Below are 20,150 nucleotides of genomic sequence, written 5' to 3'. Positions count from 1 at the left end.
TTTACAGCCCCAGTACCCGACGGAGATCAGGCACGGAATCAACAATGGCGTGCGGCGAATAGTCACCCAACACATCCCGCTTATGAACACCCCACTCAACCCCGATAGAAGGCATGCCAATACGTCGGGCCATTTCCAGGTCGTACCGCGTATCACCAATCATCACCGCGTCCTCCGGCTCGATGCTGTAGAAACGGAGGATCTCCTCGAGCATGACTGGATCGGGCTTCGAACGGGTCTCATCCGCGCACCGGGTAATTTCGAAATGGCCACCAAGCCCGCTGGAGTCCAGGGCAAAGTCCAACCCGCGCCGACTCTTGCCGGTTGCAACGGAACAACTGCGACCGGATCCTCGCAGATCCGCGACCACATCGGCCATACCGTCAAACACGTTTTGCGGCGTTGTCACCTTGCTGAAGAAATAGCGCCCGTACCCGTCGCGAATTCTGTTCATTTCTTCCCGACTGATGCCGGGATAAAGCTTCTCCAACGCCTCGACCATGCCAAGCCCGATAATATCCCGGTAAGCCTCACGCTCCAGGGCCGGAAAGCCCAGCTCGGTTGCCGCCTGATGCAGGCTGTCAGCAATATGCTCAACCGAGTCCACCAGGGTCCCGTCCCAGTCAAAAATTACTACTCTGACGTTCATTGATTGATTCCTTTAAGACGCCCGGAAAGCTTCCTGAGTACGTCATTGAATGCATCGTCGTAAGGCGCTTCAAGTCGCATGGCCTCACCCGAGACCGGCAAGGTGAACTCCAGGCCCCGGGCGTGCAGCATCAATCTTTGCCCGCCAATGGCCCGGAATGCTTTGAGGCTGACATCATCCATATACTTGTCATCACCCGCAATCGGATGACCCGCCCAGGCACTGTGAACCCGTATCTGGTGTGTCCGGCCGGTGACCGGCGAGGCCTCAACCAGACTGTACCCCGCATAACGGTTCAGACAGCGAAAGGTGGTCAGAGACGCCTTTCCAGCCGCATCCACCTTCACTCGGCGCTCGCCGTTGGGCATCTCATATCGCAGCAGCGGTACATCAACCCGGTTGACGCTATCCGGCCAGTCTCCGGCAACCAGCGCATGATAGTGCTTACGGATACGTTTCTGGCGCAGCTCGTCCTGCAAATAGCGCAATGCCGATCTCTTCTTCGCCACCATGACCAGACCAGATGTATCTCGATCCAGACGGTGAACGAGTTCCAGAAATTTTGTCGATGGGCGAGCCGAACGAAGCACCTCAATCAAACCGAAGCTCAACCCGCTGCCCCCGTGAACCGCGATACCGGAGGGCTTGTTGACCACCAGCATCTGGTCGTTCTCGAAAACAACAGCCGACTCCATAACACCCTGAACCCGGGACCCGGGCGCCACCTGCTCGGGCTTTTCCTTGCGGGTTACAGGCGGTATGCGCACCCGGTCCCCGGTATTGACGCGGGTGTCCGGCTTCACCCGACCCTTATTGACCCGCACTTCGCCCTTTCGGATCAGCCGATAAATAATACTCTTGGGCACGCCACGAAGCTGGGCGAGAAGGAAGTTATCCACTCTCTGGCCATCGTTATCCTCATCCACGGTAACCCACTGAACGCCTTGACGGACCTCGCCACGGACAGCCGCGTTGTCGCCACCAACCTTACTCGTCTTGACCGGCCTCCCGGGCCTGACTCGGACTGGCTTTTTGCTCGCAGACTTTCGGGACATGAAGCTCCTTGGGTGATGGAGTGACTGCAGGATTGAACGGCTGCATGAATACTGGTATATTCCGGCGTGTTCTGCCGTTTGTCTACGGCCTGACGAACTCAAGTCAGAAGCCGGAGCGGCAGAAGTATACCGACACTATTCGAGAGTTTGAACGCCGTGCACCCAATCACTACCGGGAACGGCGAGAGAAATGCTCCCGGAGGACCAGGACAGATCTTCAAAAGGCTGAATCCTGTACCCGGGCGAAGGAAAAACCGCGCGGAAAACCGCGGGCGACATCGCGAAGAATCACTGCCACCCAGGGCCGGGCCGTCCAGCTTACGAATACGACGTGAGACCCAGGCACCTGAGTGAACCTGAAAACGGATAACATGCGTCAACAGACACGAACCTTACACGACCTCCCCCTGCTTTCAGGCAGCCGGATCGTCGGCGTTGGTCTCAGACCGAAAGGATCAAACCCCGGAAGGGTCTGATTCGTCTGGCCGCCGGTCCGCCCTTGATGTATCAGGGCCCGCGGCACGCACATCCTGCTTCGCTGATGCGAATCCCTCCGGTTTTCTGTCAAATTAAACGACAGGAACTTTTTCTTTCCATGAAAAGAATGCTTATCAATGCAACTCATCCTGAAGAGTTGCGCGTCGCCCTGGTTGACGGCCAGCGTCTGTTTGATCTTGATATCGAATCCAGCTCCCGCGAGCAGAAGAAAGCCAACATCTACAAAGGCCGCATTACCCGCGTTGAGCCCAGTCTTGAGGCTGCCTTTGTGGATTTCGGCGCCGAGCGCCACGGTTTTCTCCCGCTGAAGGAAATCTCCAAGGAGTACTTCAAGAAGTCTCCCGGCCAGATTGAAGGCAAGATCAACATCAAGGACGTCGTGTCCGAAGGCCAGGAAGTAATTGTTCAGGTCGACAAGGAAGAGCGTGGCAACAAAGGCGCGGCTCTCACCACCTTTATCTCCCTGGCTGGCCGTTATCTGGTGCTGATGCCCAACAACCCCCGTGCCGGCGGCATTTCCCGCCGAATTGAGGGCGATGAGCGAGCACAGCTCAAAGAAGCCATGAACGATGTTCAGGTGCCGAAATCCATGGGCATCATCGTTCGGACCGCCGGCATTGGCCGTAGCACCGAAGAGCTGCAGTGGGATCTGGATTACCTGGTGCAGTTCTGGGAAGCCATCACCCAGGCCGCTGGCGAGCGCAAGGCACCCTTCCTGATTCACCAGGAAAGCAACGTTATCATTCGTGCGGTTCGCGACTACCTTCGCCAGGACATTGGCGAAGTTCTCATTGACGCCAACGGCGTCTACGAAGACGTTCTGAATTTCGTTCGTGCGGTCATGCCCACCTTCGAAAACAAGATCAAGTTGTACAAGGACGAAATCCCCCTGTTCAGCCGCTACCAGATTGAGGGCCAGATCGAGACAGCGTTCCAGCGGGAAGTAAAACTGCCCTCCGGCGGCTCCATCGTGATTGACCCGACCGAAGCCCTGGTTTCCATCGACATCAACTCCTCCCGTGCCACCAAGGGCCAGGACATCGAGGAAACTGCTCTCCAGACCAACCTGGAAGCGGCCGAGGAAATTGCACGCCAGTTACGCCTGCGTGACATGGGTGGCCTGATTGTCATCGACTTCATCGACATGACGCCGGCCAAGCACCAGAGGGAAGTTGAGCAGAAGATGCGCGAGGCCCTGGAAATCGACCGGGCCCGGGTTCAGGTAGGCAAGATCTCCCGATTTGGTCTGCTGGAAATGTCCCGACAGCGCCTGCGCCCGTCCCTCGGTGAGACCCGGAGCGAAGTGTGCCCCCGATGTGAAGGCCAGGGCACCATTCGTGGCATCGAGTCCCTCGCCCTGAGCATCATGCGCCTGATCTACGAGGAATCCTCGAAGGACAAGACCGGCGAGGTACGAGCAGTTGTGCCTGTTTCCGTCGCCACTTTCCTGCTCAACGAAAAGCGCAAGCAGCTGGCCGACATTGAAGCCCGCCAGGAAGTAAGCGTGGTGGTGGTTCCGGTTCCGCACATGGAAACACCGCATTTCGAAATCATCCGGATGCGTCAGGATGAAACAACGCCCGAGCATATTTCCAGCCACCAGGTGGCCCAGGAATACAGCGAGCGTGAAGAAGAAATCTTTGAGGCCCCAGCCCCCGAAAAGCCAGTGCGCGAACAGGCCGCGGTGAAGGCCATCCGACCCAGTGCACCCGCACCCGCATCCGCGCCTGCCCCGGCCGCAGCAAAGGCTGATGAAGCAACGGAGCAGGAGGAAGGCCTGTTCCGCCGGCTCGGACGCAAGATCGCCGGCTTCTTCAGTGGCGAGGAAGAGCAGAAGATCGAAAGTCGCGAACAGGGCCAGAGCCAGCGCGAGGATCGCCGCAGTCAGGGCCGTCAGGACCGTCGCAAATCCCGGGTAGCCCGCGGCGATGAGCAATCTTCAGGCGGCAATCGCAGTGGCAACGACCGTCGCCAGGGCGGCCAGCAGGGACGCGGTGACGACAACCGTGGCCGCGCGCGCAACCGCAATGACGACCAGAGCCGTGGCAACCAGAATCGCCAGGCATCAGACAGCAAAGGCCCGGATAATCGCGGAGGCGATAACAAGGGCGTCGATAGCAAAGGCTCTGACAATCGCCGTGACAACCGTCGCGACAACCAGGGCCGTGGCCGCAACAAGCCCCAGCGGGACCAGAAAGACAACCGCGATCAGAAGGCCCAAAAGGATCAGGCCCCGCAGGAAACCGCGGCCAAATCTGGTCCGGCCGACAAGTCTGGCTCTGACGAAAAGCGCCGCAAGCCACGTCGCCAGCGCAGTCGTGACGGCTCTCCCTCTGAAACACCAGCTTCTTCACCGGCAGATCGTAAAGCTGCCCGCAGCGAGAAGCACCAGAAGGATACCCAGCCGGAAAAAGGTCGTGACGACGCCAAGGTGGAAGTAAAAGCCGAGCAAACGCAGGAAACCGCGGGCAAGGCAACGCCAGAAAAGTCCGAGAAACCCGAAACCCGGACCGAGCCAGCGCCCGCTGCCAAGGAAGCGCCGAAAGCACCGGCAGTCGAGCAAGAGCCCAAAAAGGAGCAGAAGCCTGAGCCGGCACCTGCAGACAAGGCGACTTCAGACAGCAAGCCCGAGGCTCAGCCGGAAGAAGCCGCAAAAGCCGCCGACCAGCCGGCTGAAAAACCGGCTGAAAAGCTTGAAGCAGGTAAAACGAAAGCTGAGAAATCTGAAAAAGCCGAGCCGGTCAAGGGCGAAAAAGTTGCCGAAAAGGCTCAAAAACCAGCCACGGACAAAGCGCCTGCCAAGAACAGCGCCGTCGCTGATGAGCAACAACCGGTGACCGACCAGGCTCCAAAGAAAGAGACCGCCGCCACCGAGCCAGAGCCGGAACCCAAGGCAGCTCCCAAAGGCGAACAAGCGCCTGCGGCCAAAGAGCAGCCTGCGGAATCAAAGGAAGCGCCCGCGCCCAAGGCTAAACCTGAGGCGTCGGCAGAACCCGAGAAGGCTGAAAAGCCCGCGGAGAAAAAGGCAGCAACCGAGAGCCAGGCTCCGAAGATCCAGCCGGAACCGAAGCAGCCGGCACCTGCACAGGCCGAAGCTGATAAGGCCGTGACTGAAAAAGCAGAGCCGGATAAGGTCGAGAAGCCTTCCGCCCCCGAAACGGCGGCGCAGGACACGCCTGCCGAAGCCCCGGCACTCGAAGTTCCAGTGACACCGGGCCGCGCCTACAATGACCCAAGAGAAGTCCGCAAGCGCCAGAAGGCTGCGGAAGAGGCCAAAAAGGCCGGGAGTAACTAACTGATGCTATCGAACTCCGACATTGAAGCGCTGGAAGACATCCTCTTTGCCGAGCCTTGGGGCGATGACGCCCTGGATTTCTTCGGTTTCCACGGGGTGGTTTGCGCCAGCGTCGTCGGCCCGGCTGAACTGAGCGCGGAAGAAATCTTCCGCCTCGCCACGGGTGCCGATCAAGTGCCCGACACCGGGATTCCCGAGGTGTTCAGTCGCTGCTCCACCCAGCTGGCCAGTGACATGGCCCATGCCCTGGATATGGGGCAGGCCCTGGAGTTGCCGGAGCCGGAGGACGGCGACCCGATGAACGCCCTGGAAAACTGGTGCGCCGGGTTCGTGGACACTTTCCTTGAAAACGAGCAACAGTGGCTCGAAGCAGCCAGCGAGGAAGAAACCGCCGATTTGATGGTGCCCATGCTGACCCTTTCGGGACTGTTTGATGACGAGGACTTCCAGAAGGTTCGCAACAGTGACAAGTTGTCCCGGCAGATGGCCGATGCCATTCCGGACTCACTAACGGATCTGTACCTGCTGTTCCACGCGCCGGATTAGGCCGGCGCTGGGCTCAGAATGGGTTGTCTGAACGAATGCCAGACCGGCTCAAGCCCGTCTGGCATTTTCATGATACGGCCAAGCTCACACCAGGGAGCGCCGGGAAAGTGAAAATCGCTCCCCTGGGATGCCAACAACTTCTCTTTGCGGCATAGCTCTGCCAGAAAGCCCAAGTCGCCGCTGGACTGCCCGGAGGTAGACACTTCAATTGCTTGCCCCCCTGCCCTCCGGAAATCAGCTGTCAGCTCCCTAAGCTTGGTTGCCGTCAGCTGATATTTTCGGGGATGGGCAAGAACTGCAATGCCGCCCGCCTCGATAAGCCAGCGAACTACTTCCGTCAGCTCCGGCCAAAAGGCTTTTACATCACCGACCTTACCGTTGCCCAGATATCGCTTGAATGCCTGAGCGGTATTACGAACCACGCCAGTCTCTGTTAGAACCTGGGCAAAGTGCGGGCGCCCCGGCACATCGCCGCCGGCAGCCTCAGAGGCCCTACCCAGAAGATCCTCAATACCAAGCTTGCCCAGGCGCTCAGCGATCATTCGAGCGCGACCCCAGCGATTCTCGTTCTGCTTCTCCAGAGCCTGCCGGAAATCGTCTGCATCGGGATCAAAGTCGAGGCCAACTATATGGATGGTGCGGCTTTTCCAGAGGCAGGAAAGCTCAACTCCCGTAATCAGAACAATGCCCTGTGCCTGTGCTGCCGTTTCTGCCTCGGCAAGTCCCGCGATGGTGTCATGGTCGGTCAGGGAAAGATGGGTGACGCCGCGACCGGCAGCCCGTTCAACAAGCGCCGCCGGTGATAGCGCGCCATCAGAAGCCGTGCTATGGCAATGCAGATCAATGCACAAATGCGGGTCTTGCGGTATAGTCACAAAGTATCCTGAATCATCAGATGACTGGCGGTATCCCATGGCATGATAGTGTACCAGCCAACCCTTGTGCGACACGACCGCTCATTATCTGCCCGATTCTCTCGTGTATGAGAGTCATTACGGAGAGTTGAATGTATTACGCGATTATCAGTGAAGACGTCGAGAACAGCCTGCCGCTGCGCCAGTCCGCTCGCCCTGCACACATCGAGCGACTGCAGGCTTTAAAAGCCGAAGGCCGATTGCTTGTAGCGGGTCCTCACCCGGCGCTTGATACACCAGAGCCTGGCGATGCCGGCTTTACCGGCAGCCTGGTGATCGCGGAATTTGACTCTCTCGAAGCAGCCCAGGCGTGGGCCGATGCCGATCCCTACGTGGATGCGGGGGTGTACGAGAAGGTTGTGGTGAAGCCCTTCAAGGCGGTTTTGCCATAAACAACTACATGGAGATCCATGAGGTTATTGTAATGATGGCCCGCTTGCACGGTGGGGCATTTATGACAAAATTGCGCCTTTAATGACGCTCAGATTTCAATCGCAGAATTTCAGGGAACGTAACCAGTGACGCTTTTTCGTCTCGCCATCAGTGTATTGTTCGCAGTGTCCTCCATTGCCGTTGCCCAGGCCAAAACTGTCTGGGTGGACGACCAGTTGTACCTTCCGGTGAGGTCCGGCGCGGGCTCACAGTTCCGGATCATCGAAAACGCGGTTCCCAGTGGCACACCGCTGGAAGTGATCGAGGCGTCGGACTCCGGATATACCCTTGTTCGTACCCCTAAGGGGACTGAAGGCTGGGTTTCCAGCCAATACCTGAGCGAAACGCCCATCGCGGCAGACCGCCTTCAGACCGCTAATCGCCAGCTGGAGCAAACCCGCGCCGAACTGGCCCAGGTAAAGGAGCAATTGTCGAACGTGGTCAGTGAGCGTAATGCTCTGGAAAACTCGGAGGCCTCTCTTTCTGACCGTTCCCAGGAGCTTCAGGAAGAGCTCCAGCGGATCAAGAGTATTGCCGCAGATTCCATTAACCTTGAACGTCGCAATCGCGAGCTCCGTGAAGAAAACCAGAAGATTCGCAACGATCTTGAGGTACTTACGGCCGAAAACGAACGTCTTGAAGCCAGCAAGGAATACGACTTTATGCTGCTGGGCGCTGGCCTGGTTCTCGGTGGTGTGCTGCTGGCACTGATCATCCCGATGCTAAAACCGACAAGAAAAACCGACAATTGGGCCTGATGTCATGAAAGATTACTCGGAAAAACGCGACTTCCACCGCATGCAAGTAAACTCGGAGATTGAAATCACCGATAGTCACGGCAATCGCTTTAAAGGCGTTTGTCGCGACCTGAGTGCCACCGGCATGCAGCTGCACGTCGAGCAGGAAGTAGCCGTGGGCGAGGAGCTCCACACGGTTCTACACCCCAGCAGTGATCAATTCCCGCCACTGGAGGCGGTTTGCGAAGTCATCCGCTGCGAACCAGACGGGGATGGTTTCCTGCTGGGAACAAACATCAGCGAAGTCACGCGCTGAACGAAGAACGGCGGCCATTGGCCGCCGTTCTTGTCTGTGCCGGCAGAAGCCTCAGAATAGAGGCTTCTGCGAAACGATGATGCCGTTGTTATCGGCATAAACATAGTGCCCCGGGTGGAATGTCACGCCATGAAAGGTGACCGGAACGTTCAGGTCACCAAGGCCACGCTTCTCACTCTTTCTGGGGTGGGTACCCAGGGCCTGGACACCCAGGGCGGTATTGCCAATCTCATCCACATCGCGGACGCAGCCGTAGATGATCAGACCGGCCCAGCCATTGCTCGCCGCTTTCTCTGCTAGCATGTCGCCCAGCAGCGCATGACGCTTTGAAGCACCACCGTCCACAACCATCACACGACCGTTACCGGGTTGGCCGACCTGCTCTTTCACCACGGAATTATCTTCAAAGCACTTCACGGTCACAATCTCGCCGCCAAAGGCCTTGTTCCCGCCGTAGTTATTGAACCCGGGCTCAACCACCTGCACTTCCGGAAATTCGTCACACAGATCCGGGGTAATTATCGTCGTCACGTCGTCGCTCTCCTTATCCTGGAAGTAAATTCAGTCGATTTTTTCGTCGGCCAGGAAGAACCAGGTGTCCAGCACCGAATCCGGGTTCAGTGACACTGTATCTATGCCCTGATCCATCAGCCACTTGGCAAGATCGGGGTGGTCTGATGGCCCCTGCCCACAAATACCAATGTACTTATCGGCCTTCTTGCAGGCCTGGATCGCATTGGAAAGCAATGCCTTGACCGCATCGTTGCGCTCGTCGAACAGGTGGGCAATGATGCCGGAATCCCGGTCCAGACCCAACGTAAGCTGGGTCAGGTCGTTGGAGCCGATAGAGAATCCGTCAAAGTGTTCCAGGAACTGATCCGCCAGCAGCGCATTGGCTGGCAGCTCGCACATCATGATCACGCGCAGACCGTTGTCACCGCGCTTGAGCCCGTTTTCCGCCAGCAGATTCACGACCTGTTCCGCTTCACCCACGGTGCGCACAAACGGAACCATGACTTCCACATTGGTCAGGCCCATCTCGTTACGCACTTTCTTCAGAGCGCGGCATTCCAGCTCGAAGCAGTCCCGGAAGGTATCAGAAATGTAACGGGAGGCACCCCGGAAACCGAGCATCGGGTTCTCTTCATCCGGCTCATACAGAGTACCGCCGATCAGGTTGGCGTACTCGTTGGATTTGAAATCCGATAACCGCACGATCACCTTCTTGGGCGCGAATGCAGCAGCCAGTGTAGAGATACCCTCTACCAGCTTGTCGACGTAGAAATCCACGGGCGAGTTGTAGCCGGAAATGCGCTTTTCGACCGTCTGCTTGATATCCCGGGGCAGACCGTCAAAGTTCAACAGTGCCTTGGGGTGAACGCCAATCATCCGGTTAATGATGAACTCAAGCCGTGCCAGACCAACGCCCTCATTGGGCAGAGCCTGGAAATCGAAGGCGCGGTCAGGGTTGCCCACGTTCATCATGATCTTGAACGGAATGTTGGGCATCGAGTCCACGGTGTTTTCCCGCAGCTCGAAATCCAGGGAACCTTCATAGATCATGCCGGTATCACCTTCGGCGCAGGAAACAGTCACTTCCTGTCCATCGGTCAGCAACTCGGTGGCATCACCGCACCCAACCACAGCCGGAATGCCCAGCTCGCGGGCAATGATGGCCGCGTGACAGGTGCGGCCACCACGATCGGTGACAATGGCGGAGGCCCTTTTCATGACCGGCTCCCAGTCGGGGTCAGTCATGTCGGTAACCAGCACATCGCCGGCCTGAACACGGTCCATTTCCTTGATGCTGGTGATGATCTTCACCGGGCCGCTACCAATCTTATGTCCGATACTCCGGCCTTCAACCAGTATTTTACCGGTTTCATTCAGCAGGTACCGCTCCATGACATTAGCGGATGCGCGGCTTTTAACCGTTTCAGGGCGGGCCTGAACGATATAGATCTTGCCGTCATCACCATCCTTCGCCCATTCAATGTCCATGGGGCGCTGGTAGTGCTTCTCGATAATCATGGCCTGGCGGGCCAGATCTTCCACCTCGGCATCGGTGATGCAGAAGCGGTTACGGTCTTCCTGCTCGACCTTCACCGTTTCAACGAACTCACCTTCACCGGGCTTGGTGTGATAGACCATCTTGATGGCCTTGCTGCCCAGATTGCGGCGCAGAACAGCCGGACGGTTAGCTTCCAGTGTGGGTTTGTGCACGTAGAATTCGTCTGGGTTCACGGCGCCCTGGACGACGGTCTCACCCAGACCGTAGGAGGCCGTTACAAACACCACGTCACGGAAGCCGGATTCGGTATCCAGGGTGAACATAACGCCACTGGCCGCCGTTTCGCTACGTACCATCTTCTGGATGCCGGCGGACAGAGCAACCATCTTGTGGTCAAATCCATGGTGCACGCGGTAGGAAATAGCGCGGTCATTAAACAGCGACGCAAACACTTCCTTTACAGAGGTGCGTACCTGCTCGAGGCCCACGACGTTCAGGAAGGTTTCCTGCTGGCCGGCGAATGACGCATCCGGCAGATCTTCTGCAGTCGCAGAAGAACGAACCGCAACCGCCATATGGTCATTGCCATCCTTAAGGGCGGCAAACGATTCTTTCAGGGCATTTTCCAGGACATCCGGAAACGGCGTTTCAATGATCCACTGGCGGATCTGCGCACCTACCCGGGCCAGTTCATTGACATCATTGATATCCAGAACATCAAGAGCGTTGTCGATACGCTCCTTCAATCCATCGGTGGCGAGGAATTCGCGATAGGCGTGCGCTGTGGTGGCAAAACCACCTGGAACGGTAACACCGGCGTTGGCGAGATTACTGATCATTTCGCCGAGTGAGGCGTTCTTGCCGCCTACCCGATCGACATCGGACATTCCCAGGTGATCAAACCAGATAATGTAATCTTCCAAAGCGTGTCTCCCTTGAGTCTGTGAAGCAAAGAGCAAAACCGGGCCAGCGATAAAAGCAGGTAATATCCACTGCGGAGTCTCGAACTTGGCGTGTATGATACTGTAACCTGCGGAAATTACCTAGGCCACAAGCCCAGGGAATCAAGGAACCATGGAACCGGACAATACAGCATGAAACGCACTGCTTTTTTCATTTCTGATGGCACCGGCCTGACAGCCGAGGCTCTCGGGCACAGCCTTCTGGCCCAGTTCGAAAAGATCGAATTTGAACGGGTCACCGTTCCCTATATTGCGGACGAAGAAAAAGCCCGGGAAATGGTCAAACGGATCAACAAGGCGGCCGAGACCGATGGCGCACGCCCGCTGGTGTTCGACACCATTGTAAACAGCGATATTCGGGAAATCATCGCTACCGCCGAAGGCTTCATGGTGGACATTTTCGGGACCTTTCTCAAACCCCTGGAGCAGGAGCTGCAGTCTTCGTCTTCTTACACCGTGGGTAAGTCCCATGCCATCAATAACGAAGGGAGTTATGAGCGCAGGATCAATGCGGTCAACTTTGCGCTGGATAACGACGATGGCGCGCGCACACGGCATTACGATGAAGCCGATCTGATCCTGGTGGGGGCCTCCCGAAGCGGAAAAACGCCCACCTGCCTCTATCTGGCGCTGCAATACGGCGTAAAAGCGGCGAACTATCCGATTACGGAAGAAGATCTGGCAGACCAACAGATCCCCAAAGCCCTCAAACCTCACAAAGAGAAAATTTTCGGGCTGACTATCGAACCGGAGCGTCTTGCAACCATCCGCAACGAACGCAAACCAAACTCTCGCTACTCATCCATCAAGCAATGCATGCACGAGATTGAGGAAATCGAGTTGATGTATCGGCGTGAGCGGATTCCGTACCTCAACACCACGGCCTATTCCGTGGAGGAAATATCCACCCGAATCATGGTGACAACCGGATTGAAGAGACAGCGTTAAGGGGGCCAAAACCCCAGGAAAGTGATCGGGCTCAGACGAAAAAGGGGGCAGATGAAATGCTCATCTGACCCCTTTCAGTATCAGCTTTACAGGTCCTGAATCGTCAAGCCTAGCTCCTCGACCCTGGCCCGATTTTCCGGACTGGTTACCACGGCTGTACTGGCTTTTTCCGGTACCAGCCAGGCTCTCGCCACACGCCTCAGATCATCCAGTGTGACCGACAGCACGCGCTCCCGGAACCTTGCCCGCTGTTCCGGGGTGCGGCCAAACAGCTTGTTGTGGAAGGCATGACGAGCCGCACCCGCCGGAGAACGGGGCCTGTCGAGTTGACCAATCACACCAAGGATCGACTCTTCCAGCTCCTGATAGTCGTGATCGTTGTCCTGCAGCCACGCCAGGGCCGCGTCGAAATCGTCCAGTGTTTCCTCCAGGCGCGGATCACGGTAGGAGAAGAACCGGAACGTGCCATTCACGCTGTCCTGGCCGGCACCACCGCCGTAGGCCCCGCCCTTTTCACGGATGGCACGGTGCAGGTAACCATTGCGCAGAAAGCCACCCAGTACAGTCAGTGCCGCCGCATCCGGATGGTCCACGGCTACCGTGCTGTAGGCTTTGGAACAGAAGTTCACCTGAGTGGAGGTCAGCCATGCCTCGCGGGTGGTGTAATTGACCGGCTCCATTTGCCAGCCTGAAACGCCTGCTTCGGAGGCACCTCGCCAGCATGACTTCAGGTCATCAACCATCGCAGGGAGCTGCTCCTCCTCACCAATCACCAGAAACTCGCGGCCCTGGTTGCCGATCTTCTCGTGCAATGCGGAAAGCTTGTCGCACAGCGCCGTCAATTCTTCCGGATCTTTCAGGGCCTGATCCAGCTGTTTGGTGCCGCGAATACCGGCCAGACCACCCAGCCGGAAAGACAGCCAGGCTCCGGGGCTCATACCCTGTGAAGCCGCGCCCATGGCCAGGGCATGACCACTGCCGGTTACGGCCTGCTCGCGCCGGGCACGGATCTGGGCAATGATCTCCCGGATTCGCTCTTTTTCATCGAAGCGGGCATTGGTGTAGACATCCCGCAGAAGACGGGTCAATTCACTGCGGTTACGGGCCAGTGCCTTGCCGTTAAAGATGATGTATCCGGACAACGCCTGAACATCATCAATACGGCCTTTGGCGCTGAATGCCGCGCCGATACCGCCAGACTCCGCAGAGATACGGTCCTGCATCTGCAGGTAATCCAGCTCACCACAACCCACTTCGGAAATCAGGGTGGTGTAGTAAGGCACCAGCAGCAGCTCCTCTTCGGTCAGCGCCGGCACCGGGACAACAATCTGTTCGTAAACCAGGCCATTAGTACCACGGGCATACACCGTCGCCGAAATATCGCCGTCATAACGCCCTTCAGGCTCAGGCATCTGCAGCGGTACATCGGACAGATCCACTTTCGGCAGGATGGAGTCGTCATCCTTGTGCATCTGGCGCTCTTCCAGTGCCTTGGCCCGGTCAACAATCATGCGCACTTCTTCTTCGGTCAGCTCGGCCTTGCGACGGGCCAGCGCTTCACGGATCGCCTCCTGCCGGCGAGACTCGAGCTTTTCGTCAGGTCGCAGGGTCAGCGTGACCCGGTGAGGGTTCTCCAGAAGCTTGCGCCGGATCAGATCCGGCACGTACTGCGGATCCCGGATTTTTTCCCGGAGCGTTGCCAGAACCGGCTCCAGGTCGAGCAATTCAACAGGGTCCCCACCATGCACCATGGGCGCGATGGCACTCATGATGAGTTGCAAGCCATAGGGGAACTGGTCACCGGCGATTTCCCGCTGGTGCAGTTCGAGCTGATGCAGGATAGCTTCCAGACGATCCTGGCTAACACCCTCCTCCACGACCTTCAGCAGCGTGGACTCGAGCAGCACCTCCAGATCCTTGTGCTTGTCCGGCTCGCTGCCCTCGATGCCGCAGACAAAGGTCATCTCACGGTTGGAGTCTTCCAGGCCACACATGGGTGACGGAGAGTGCCCCAGATCGGTGGTTTCCAATGCCCGCATCAGAGGCGAGGCGCTGTTTTCAAGCAGAACGGCAGACAACAGCTGCCCCTCCAGATTTTCCTGCAGATCAAAACTGTGGCCCAGAAGCCAGCCCACCACGATGTGAGTCTTGTTGTCGGTACCCTCACCTTCGTTGACAGCGTAGCCCTGCTCGACCCGCACCGGTGCGAACATCCGCTTCTCGTCGCGAACCGGGAGATCGATGTCCAGCCGATCGAACCGTTTCAGCGCGAGTTGTTCAAACTTTTCATGGTGCTCATGAGCCGGAATATCACCATAGGTAGCAAATATCGCATTGCTGGGATGGTAGTGGTGGCGGTAGAACTGCTGCAGGTCGTCGTAGCTCAAGTCGACAATATGATCAGGCTCACCGCCACTGTTGTAGTGATAGGTCGTGGTTGGGAAAAGATGGCTGCTAAGGTTCTGCCATAGCTGGGAGGTAGGCGAACTCATGGCGCCTTTCATTTCGTTGTAGACAACGCCCCGATAAACCAGATCGGTCGAGGGATCTTCCGGCTTGTCGAACTCCAGGCGGTGGCCTTCCTGAGCGAAATCCAGCGGATCCAGCTTGGAGAAGAACACGCAGTCCAGATAAACCGACAACAGGTTGTCGAAATCTTTCCGGTTCATGCTGGCGAACGGATAGGCGGTCCAGTCGCTGCTGGTAAAGGCATTCATGAAGGTGTTCAGTGACCGCCGGATCATCATGAAGAACGGGTCACGGACCGGATAACGCTCACTGCCACACAGTGCGGTATGTTCGAGAATGTGGGCTACGCCGGTGGAATCCATCGGGAAGGTCCGAAGCGCCACGAAAAATACATTTTCGTCGTTATCTGCAGCCAGATGCAGGTGGCGGGCGCCGGTCTTCTTGTGGCGATACTCCTCAACCTCGAGGTTGAGCGTGTCGATCCGGTGACTGCGAAGCTTCTCAAAGGCCGGATGGGTTGCGTTGTCGATCACTGCAGCCATTCAAACTATCCTGTCTTTAAACAATTGGAGAATTGTAGGGTAACACGTAGTATCGCTTATCATGCATCACTCCAGTAGCTATAGGGTACCGCGCCGTCCATGACAACTCCCGCACCGCAATCAAAGGCAGTTGACGCCCCGGAAGTAGCCGCCTATTGGGCAGAACGTCGCCTCTACCTTGATCGGATCCGAAAGGTACCGGAAATCAGACAGCGCTTCTGGCGGGAAGTTGCCGTTTACCTGCTCCGCCGAGTGCTTTGGTCATTCGGGTTCTTTCCGGTCTTTATCGCCTTCTGGGTGCCCTTCGTACTTGCGAGCTTCAATCCGGTCGTAATGGCCTCGGATCTGATTCCGTTATTGGAAAATTTCGTCAACTCCAACCCGGAGGTCCAAGCCACTACCATCAGTACATTGGTCATTGCCTGGGCGTCCATCGGGTTTTTCTTCCTGGTGTTCGATTTCGTGCTCACCCCGTTCAAATCACCTTATGAATACGAAGCCGACGTGTACATGAGATCATGGGAGCAACTCAACCATGACCAGCTTCCGGATAAAGTGTGATTTGGCCTGCATTCTCGGTAACTGCAGGACACTTTCTGTTACATAGCGCTGCACTCACTGGGTAAGATGAAGCGGTAGACAGAATTCCAAGAATGCAGGATCACGAGGTTCCCTCATGGTCGATTTCAGACCGCTGCTGTTCGTCAATGCCCTGACACTTATGCTACTGGTTACCGCCGGGTTCGCATCAGTCCGGGACGACCTGCGGCCGACGGAATCCTTCGAACCACCCGCCACTGATCAAGTTGTTGCGTCTGCCGCTGCCGAACCCGAGACCAGGCCGGTCCCTCAGCCTGCTCCAGAGGCATCCGCCAAAACTGAACAGGCTGCCCGAGATTCGCGCTCACCTGTGGTAGAGGCCACCCCGTTTGCCGTTCCATCCATGCCGGAGAACCCGGAGGTTCTGGCTGTGGCTGAACCACCAGAGGTGATGGCAACCCGAATAGACGCCGCTCCGACAATTCCGGAAAAACCGGCAAAACAGCAGCAACCGCAGCCACAGATGCAGGCTCTGCTGGTGCTTCGCTCTAACATTGTCGGCGATCAGGTCACCATCAACGGCAAGGAATATGGCGCGACCCGCCTGGATCTGGAGCTGGATCCGGGCCGATACAATGTCACCATCAGCAAGCCCGGCTTCAAGCCCTGGAACCGCACCGTTGCCCTGCAAGCCGGCAACGAAATGACACTGGTGGGCAAACTGGAAGCCTTGACCACCGTGAACTTCCGTGACGGCACCTGGATCGGCGGCGTCAAAACCGGTGACGGCAGCTATCAGGATGCCAACGGCCTGCGCTACGAGGGCCATTTTGTAGACGGTGAATTCCACGGCCAGGGCACCGCCTTGCATACCGACGGCAGCCGTTATGACGGAGGCTGGTCTGCCGGCAAATGCGAGGGCGAAGGTGAATGGCGCAGTGCTGACAGTTCCCGCTACTCCGGCAAGTTCCGGGCCGACCAGTTTAATGGCAAAGGCACCCTGACACTGGCAAACGGAGACATACTGACCGGGCACTGGCAGGACGGACAACTCAATGGCCATGGTTCCCTGACCACCGCGGACGGCATGCTTTATGTGGGCGGCTTCCGAAACGACGAATTTCATGGCAGCGGCACACTGACCTACCCCGACGGGCGCCATTACGAAGGCGAATTTTCCAACGGCGCCTTCCACGGCACCGGGGCCGAAGTCTTCGCCAGTGGAAAAAAATACGAAGGTCAGTACATCGAAGGAAAATTTCACGGCAAGGGGTTATTAAAAAATCCCAACGGAAGCTCGATCGAAGCCACTTTCCGTCATGGTGAACCTTACGGACAGGTGCGTCTGACCACGGCGGCAGGAGAGATTTTCACTGCCCGAACCACTGAACCCGGTGTCTGTTATCGGGACAAGAGCTACCGGGCCACAGAGTGCCCGAAACTGAAAGGCTGGTAATCAAAACGGCCCGATAAAAAACGCGTTTGCAGTAAACAATTGAGGTAGTGACATGGCGATCAAAAACGCTCTGCTGGTAGATGACTCCAAGGTGGCACGATTTGCCCTGAGTAAACTGCTGGAGAGTCGCGATATGGAAATCAACATGGCTGGCTCAGCCGAAGAGGCCCTGGATTTCCTCAACAGCCATGGCCGCCCGGATGTCATCTTCATGGATCACCTGATGCCCGGAATGAATGGCGTGGAGGCCATCAAGGACAATCCGGAGACCGCCGGCATCCCCATTATCATGTGCACATCCAAAAAATCGTCGTCATTTATGGAAGAGGCCAGAAACTTCGGTGTTTACAACATCCTGACCAAACCACCGCAAACCGAGGGTCTCAAAGACGTTCTGGACCAGCTGGCCAGTGATGTCACAGAGGGAACCCTGCCGGAACCGCCCGCTGAATCTGCGCCCTCCTCAAGGCACGAGGACGAACTACTGAACGTACCTGCCGATGCCTCAGTGGAACTGTCGCCCAAGACAGGCGATTCAGCCGGTCGCGGAAACCCGCAGGCCAATGTGGTCCCTCTGACCAGCGAGCTCATCGAGCAGATCGCCCGCTCCGCGGTCAAAACCCATATCAACAACCGCCTGCACGAACTGCTGAGCTCCCTCTTCGACGAACAGTTCGACCACCTGAAGCGCGCCCTGGACGAATCCCGCAGCAAACAGGACGCAGTGATCGAGGAACGTCTGAACGCCGTTACCGAAATGGTCAACGAGCGTACCAAAAACCTGCGCGACGAAGTTGCCGCCGAGGTCAACCTCAACCTCCGGAGTGAGCTGGCAGTACTCAAGAAGGAGTTGAAAAAGAACTCCGGATTCACCAGCGAACACATGGCCGAGCTGAAAGATCACATTACCAGCGTTCAGACGATTGATACGGAGTTCTGGCAGACTCTGCAATCCGAGGCCATTCAGCAGGCCCACGAGATTTCCCGGGAAACTGCTGAAGACATCGCCCAGCGCACAATCGACCTGTTTGTTGCCCAGCAGCGTTCGACGGCGTCACGTATCTACACCACTGGCCTTGCCGTAAGCCTTGGGATCTTCAGCGTCGGGATTGCCTGGCTGTCGGGCCTGTTCGGCTGAGCAACGCCCTGATTCTTTTCCAGTCTGCCGGGGTGTCCACATCGTCGTAGACCCCCGGAATATCGACCCGGGTTGCCCGCACCTCCGCCAGCAACCGCCCGGCACCCCTATCCCCTTCCAGATCCAGTACCAGCGGCCAGAGCCATCGGGGCAAGTAGGCCGGCACACCCGGCCCGCCACTATAATCAGCGGCAATGGGCTGTTCCGGTAAGCAGCGGGCTGCCTTGCCAAAGGCCTCAAGGGCGTTCAGATCCAGTAGCGGCTGGTCCGCTACCAAAACAAAAACGCCTTTCACAGCCGGCCCAAGGCTTCGAAGCCCCGCAGATAGTGAGGCCGACATGCCCTCGTGCCAATCCGGCGCCCGTAACCACGAGGACGGCTGGCGCCGGCAACGAAACCGGATCAGGGGGTACCAGGCACCGCACACTACCCGGACATCCGGGCTCAAAACCCGGCCCTGGCCAATGGCGGCGTCCAGAAGCGTGTGGTTGTGGGAATCCGTCTCCGCCCGGTTTCCAGACACCACGGGCAACAGGGCTTTAGGCCGGCCAAGGCGACTGGAAGCACCGGCAGCCAGTATAAGTACCGGGAATTGCTGATCGTTGCGCTTGTCGAAGTTTAAGATGATGAGCTGTATCCGAAAAGAAATGGAGCGCTGGCCAGCCGCCAGACTGCTGTACTCGGTGATTTTTGCTAGAATTCGGCCATCAATCAACCATACCCGCCTGGAAATTTGATGAACCATCTGTTTGTAGACAACCTGACCGTTATCGATTTCGCCTACCTGGACCCGACCCGGGGGCTGGTGGGTGAAAGCTGGATTGCGGATGTGGTGCTTGGCGGGGAGCTGGACGAACAGGGCATGGTGTTCGACTTCAGCAACGTAAAACGCACCATCAAACGGGTGATCGATGAGCGAGTTGACCATCGTCTGGTGATTCCCCGTGGCTACCAGGGACTGTCCTGGAACGAGGAAGAGCCAGACACCTTTACCTGGGCGCTCACCGACGGCAGCCAGATCATTCACCGCTCGCCGGACGAAGCCATCGTCTGGCTGTCCGCCGACCGGGTTGTGCCTTCTGCCGTTGCCTCGCTGCTGGAACAGGAAATCAAGGCAGTCCTTCCGGCCAACGTGATTTCGGTGGAGATCAATCTCCGGGAAGAGGAAATCGACGGTGCCTACTACCACTACGTGCACGGCCTGAAGAAACACCTGGGCAACTGCCAGCGCATTGCCCACGGCCATCGCTCACCGATTCGTATTGATCGTAACGGCCACCGCGATTACGATCTGGAACGTCACTGGGCCAAGCTCTGGCGGGATATTTACGTCGGGTCCGAAGAAGACGTAGTACGACGCCATGTGGGCGATGACGGCGTTCGGTACGTGACCTTTGAATACGAGGCCAACCAGGGCGAGTTTGCGCTGACCCTGCCAGAAGAGCGCGTATACATGCTCGATACCGACACCACGGTGGAGCTGATTGCCGCCCATATGGCCGACAAGCTCAAGGTAGAGTTTGCGAAGGACACCATCCGGGTGAAGGCATACGAAGGCGTTGGCAAGGGGGCGATTGCCGAACGTTGAGTTAAATTGGGCCTGCCCCGAAATTCAGACACAAAAAAACCGCCCGAAGGCGGT

At 57.4% G+C, this 20,150-nt stretch carries 17 protein-coding genes; 10 read left to right on the top strand and 7 right to left on the bottom strand.

Annotation, left to right across the window (positions count from 1 at the left end):
• Nucleotide 1: 1 nt before the first annotated feature.
• Together CFT65_RS09675 and rluC are read right to left on the bottom strand one after the other, a co-directional pair.
• Complete coding sequence (locus CFT65_RS09675) at nt 2–649, bottom strand: HAD family hydrolase (protein ID WP_088827818.1); 648 nt, start codon at nt 647–649, stop codon at nt 2–4.
• Nucleotides 646–1,704 carry a 23S rRNA pseudouridine(955/2504/2580) synthase RluC gene (rluC, locus tag CFT65_RS09670; RefSeq protein ID WP_088827817.1) on the bottom strand — a complete coding sequence of 353 codons (1,059 nt, stop codon included), beginning with the start codon at nt 1,702–1,704 and terminating at the stop codon, nt 646–648. Before rluC ends, CFT65_RS09675 begins: the two co-directional genes overlap by 4 nt.
• Before the next feature lie 595 nt (nt 1,705–2,299).
• On the opposite strand from rluC, the gene rne reads away from it, so the two are divergent.
• A complete protein-coding gene (rne, locus tag CFT65_RS09665) occupies nt 2,300–5,497 on the top strand; it encodes a ribonuclease E (RefSeq protein ID WP_088827816.1) in 3,198 nt (1,065 codons plus the stop codon).
• 3 nt (nt 5,498–5,500) lie between these two features.
• Entirely contained in the window at nt 5,501–6,043 is a 543-nt protein-coding gene (locus CFT65_RS09660; protein ID WP_088827815.1) for a YecA family protein, read from the top strand.
• Here CFT65_RS09660 and CFT65_RS09655 read toward each other — a convergent pair.
• Nucleotides 6,040–6,918, bottom strand: a complete 879-nt coding sequence (locus tag CFT65_RS09655) for a PHP domain-containing protein (RefSeq protein ID WP_088827814.1) — start codon at nt 6,916–6,918, stop codon at nt 6,040–6,042. The genes CFT65_RS09660 and CFT65_RS09655 overlap by 4 nt on opposite strands.
• A 131-nt stretch (nt 6,919–7,049) precedes the next feature.
• Between CFT65_RS09655 and CFT65_RS09650 the strand changes: the two genes are divergently transcribed.
• From CFT65_RS09650 to CFT65_RS09640, 3 genes are all read left to right on the top strand, one after another.
• Nucleotides 7,050–7,349: a YciI family protein gene (locus CFT65_RS09650; RefSeq protein WP_088827813.1), complete on the top strand. Its 300-nt coding sequence runs from the start codon at nt 7,050–7,052 to the stop codon at nt 7,347–7,349.
• Between the two features lie 126 nt (nt 7,350–7,475).
• Nucleotides 7,476–8,147, top strand: coding sequence for a TIGR04211 family SH3 domain-containing protein (locus CFT65_RS09645; protein WP_088827812.1), 672 nt, complete (start codon nt 7,476–7,478; stop codon nt 8,145–8,147).
• Between the two features lie 4 nt (nt 8,148–8,151).
• Nucleotides 8,152–8,442: a PilZ domain-containing protein gene (locus tag CFT65_RS09640; RefSeq protein ID WP_088827811.1), complete on the top strand. Its 291-nt coding sequence runs from the start codon at nt 8,152–8,154 to the stop codon at nt 8,440–8,442.
• A 51-nt stretch (nt 8,443–8,493) separates the two neighbouring features.
• Here the strand turns inward: CFT65_RS09640 and rraA are convergent, their stop codons facing one another.
• Complete coding sequence (rraA, locus tag CFT65_RS09635; RefSeq protein ID WP_088827810.1) at nt 8,494–8,973, bottom strand: ribonuclease E activity regulator RraA; 480 nt, start codon at nt 8,971–8,973, stop codon at nt 8,494–8,496.
• Between the two features lie 30 nt (nt 8,974–9,003).
• A complete protein-coding gene (ppsA, locus tag CFT65_RS09630) occupies nt 9,004–11,376 on the bottom strand; it encodes a phosphoenolpyruvate synthase (protein ID WP_088827809.1) in 2,373 nt (790 codons plus the stop codon).
• 171 nt (nt 11,377–11,547) lie between these two features.
• Here ppsA and CFT65_RS09625 point away from each other — a divergent pair, with 171 nt between their 5' ends.
• Nucleotides 11,548–12,363: a pyruvate, water dikinase regulatory protein gene (locus CFT65_RS09625; protein ID WP_088827808.1), complete on the top strand. Its 816-nt coding sequence runs from the start codon at nt 11,548–11,550 to the stop codon at nt 12,361–12,363.
• Between the two features lie 86 nt (nt 12,364–12,449).
• Here CFT65_RS09625 and CFT65_RS09620 read toward each other — a convergent pair whose 3' ends face one another.
• A complete protein-coding gene (locus tag CFT65_RS09620) occupies nt 12,450–15,374 on the bottom strand; it encodes an insulinase family protein (protein ID WP_088827807.1) in 2,925 nt (974 codons plus the stop codon).
• A 99-nt stretch (nt 15,375–15,473) separates the two neighbouring features.
• Here CFT65_RS09620 and CFT65_RS09615 point away from each other — a divergent pair, with 99 nt between their 5' ends.
• The 3 genes from CFT65_RS09615 to CFT65_RS09605 all read left to right on the top strand — a co-directional run bounded on the left by CFT65_RS09615 (nt 15,474) and on the right by CFT65_RS09605 (nt 18,508).
• Nucleotides 15,474–15,935, top strand: coding sequence for a hypothetical protein (locus CFT65_RS09615; protein ID WP_088827806.1), 462 nt, complete (start codon nt 15,474–15,476; stop codon nt 15,933–15,935).
• Between the two features lie 115 nt (nt 15,936–16,050).
• On the top strand, nt 16,051–17,370 hold the full coding sequence (locus CFT65_RS09610) for an MORN repeat-containing protein (protein ID WP_088827805.1): 1,320 nt from the start codon (nt 16,051–16,053) through the stop codon (nt 17,368–17,370).
• A gap of 52 nt (nt 17,371–17,422) precedes the next feature.
• Nucleotides 17,423–18,508, top strand: coding sequence for a response regulator (locus tag CFT65_RS09605; protein WP_088827804.1), 1,086 nt, complete (start codon nt 17,423–17,425; stop codon nt 18,506–18,508).
• On the opposite strand, the gene CFT65_RS09600 is transcribed toward CFT65_RS09605, so the two are convergent.
• Nucleotides 18,468–19,253, bottom strand: a complete 786-nt coding sequence (locus CFT65_RS09600; RefSeq protein WP_088827803.1) for a nucleotidyltransferase family protein — start codon at nt 19,251–19,253, stop codon at nt 18,468–18,470. The genes CFT65_RS09605 and CFT65_RS09600 overlap by 41 nt on opposite strands.
• Between CFT65_RS09600 and CFT65_RS09595 the strand changes: the two genes are divergently transcribed.
• Entirely contained in the window at nt 19,245–20,096 is an 852-nt protein-coding gene (locus tag CFT65_RS09595; RefSeq protein ID WP_088827802.1) for a 6-carboxytetrahydropterin synthase, read from the top strand. The genes CFT65_RS09600 and CFT65_RS09595 overlap by 9 nt on opposite strands.
• Nucleotides 20,097–20,150: the final 54 nt, after the last annotated feature.

Origin of the sequence: Marinobacter sp. es.048, assembly GCF_900188435.1 — a bacterium.
In the GTDB taxonomy this organism is placed as follows: domain Bacteria; phylum Pseudomonadota; class Gammaproteobacteria; order Pseudomonadales; family Oleiphilaceae; genus Marinobacter.
This window is presented reverse-complemented; position numbering and strand designations above follow the sequence as displayed.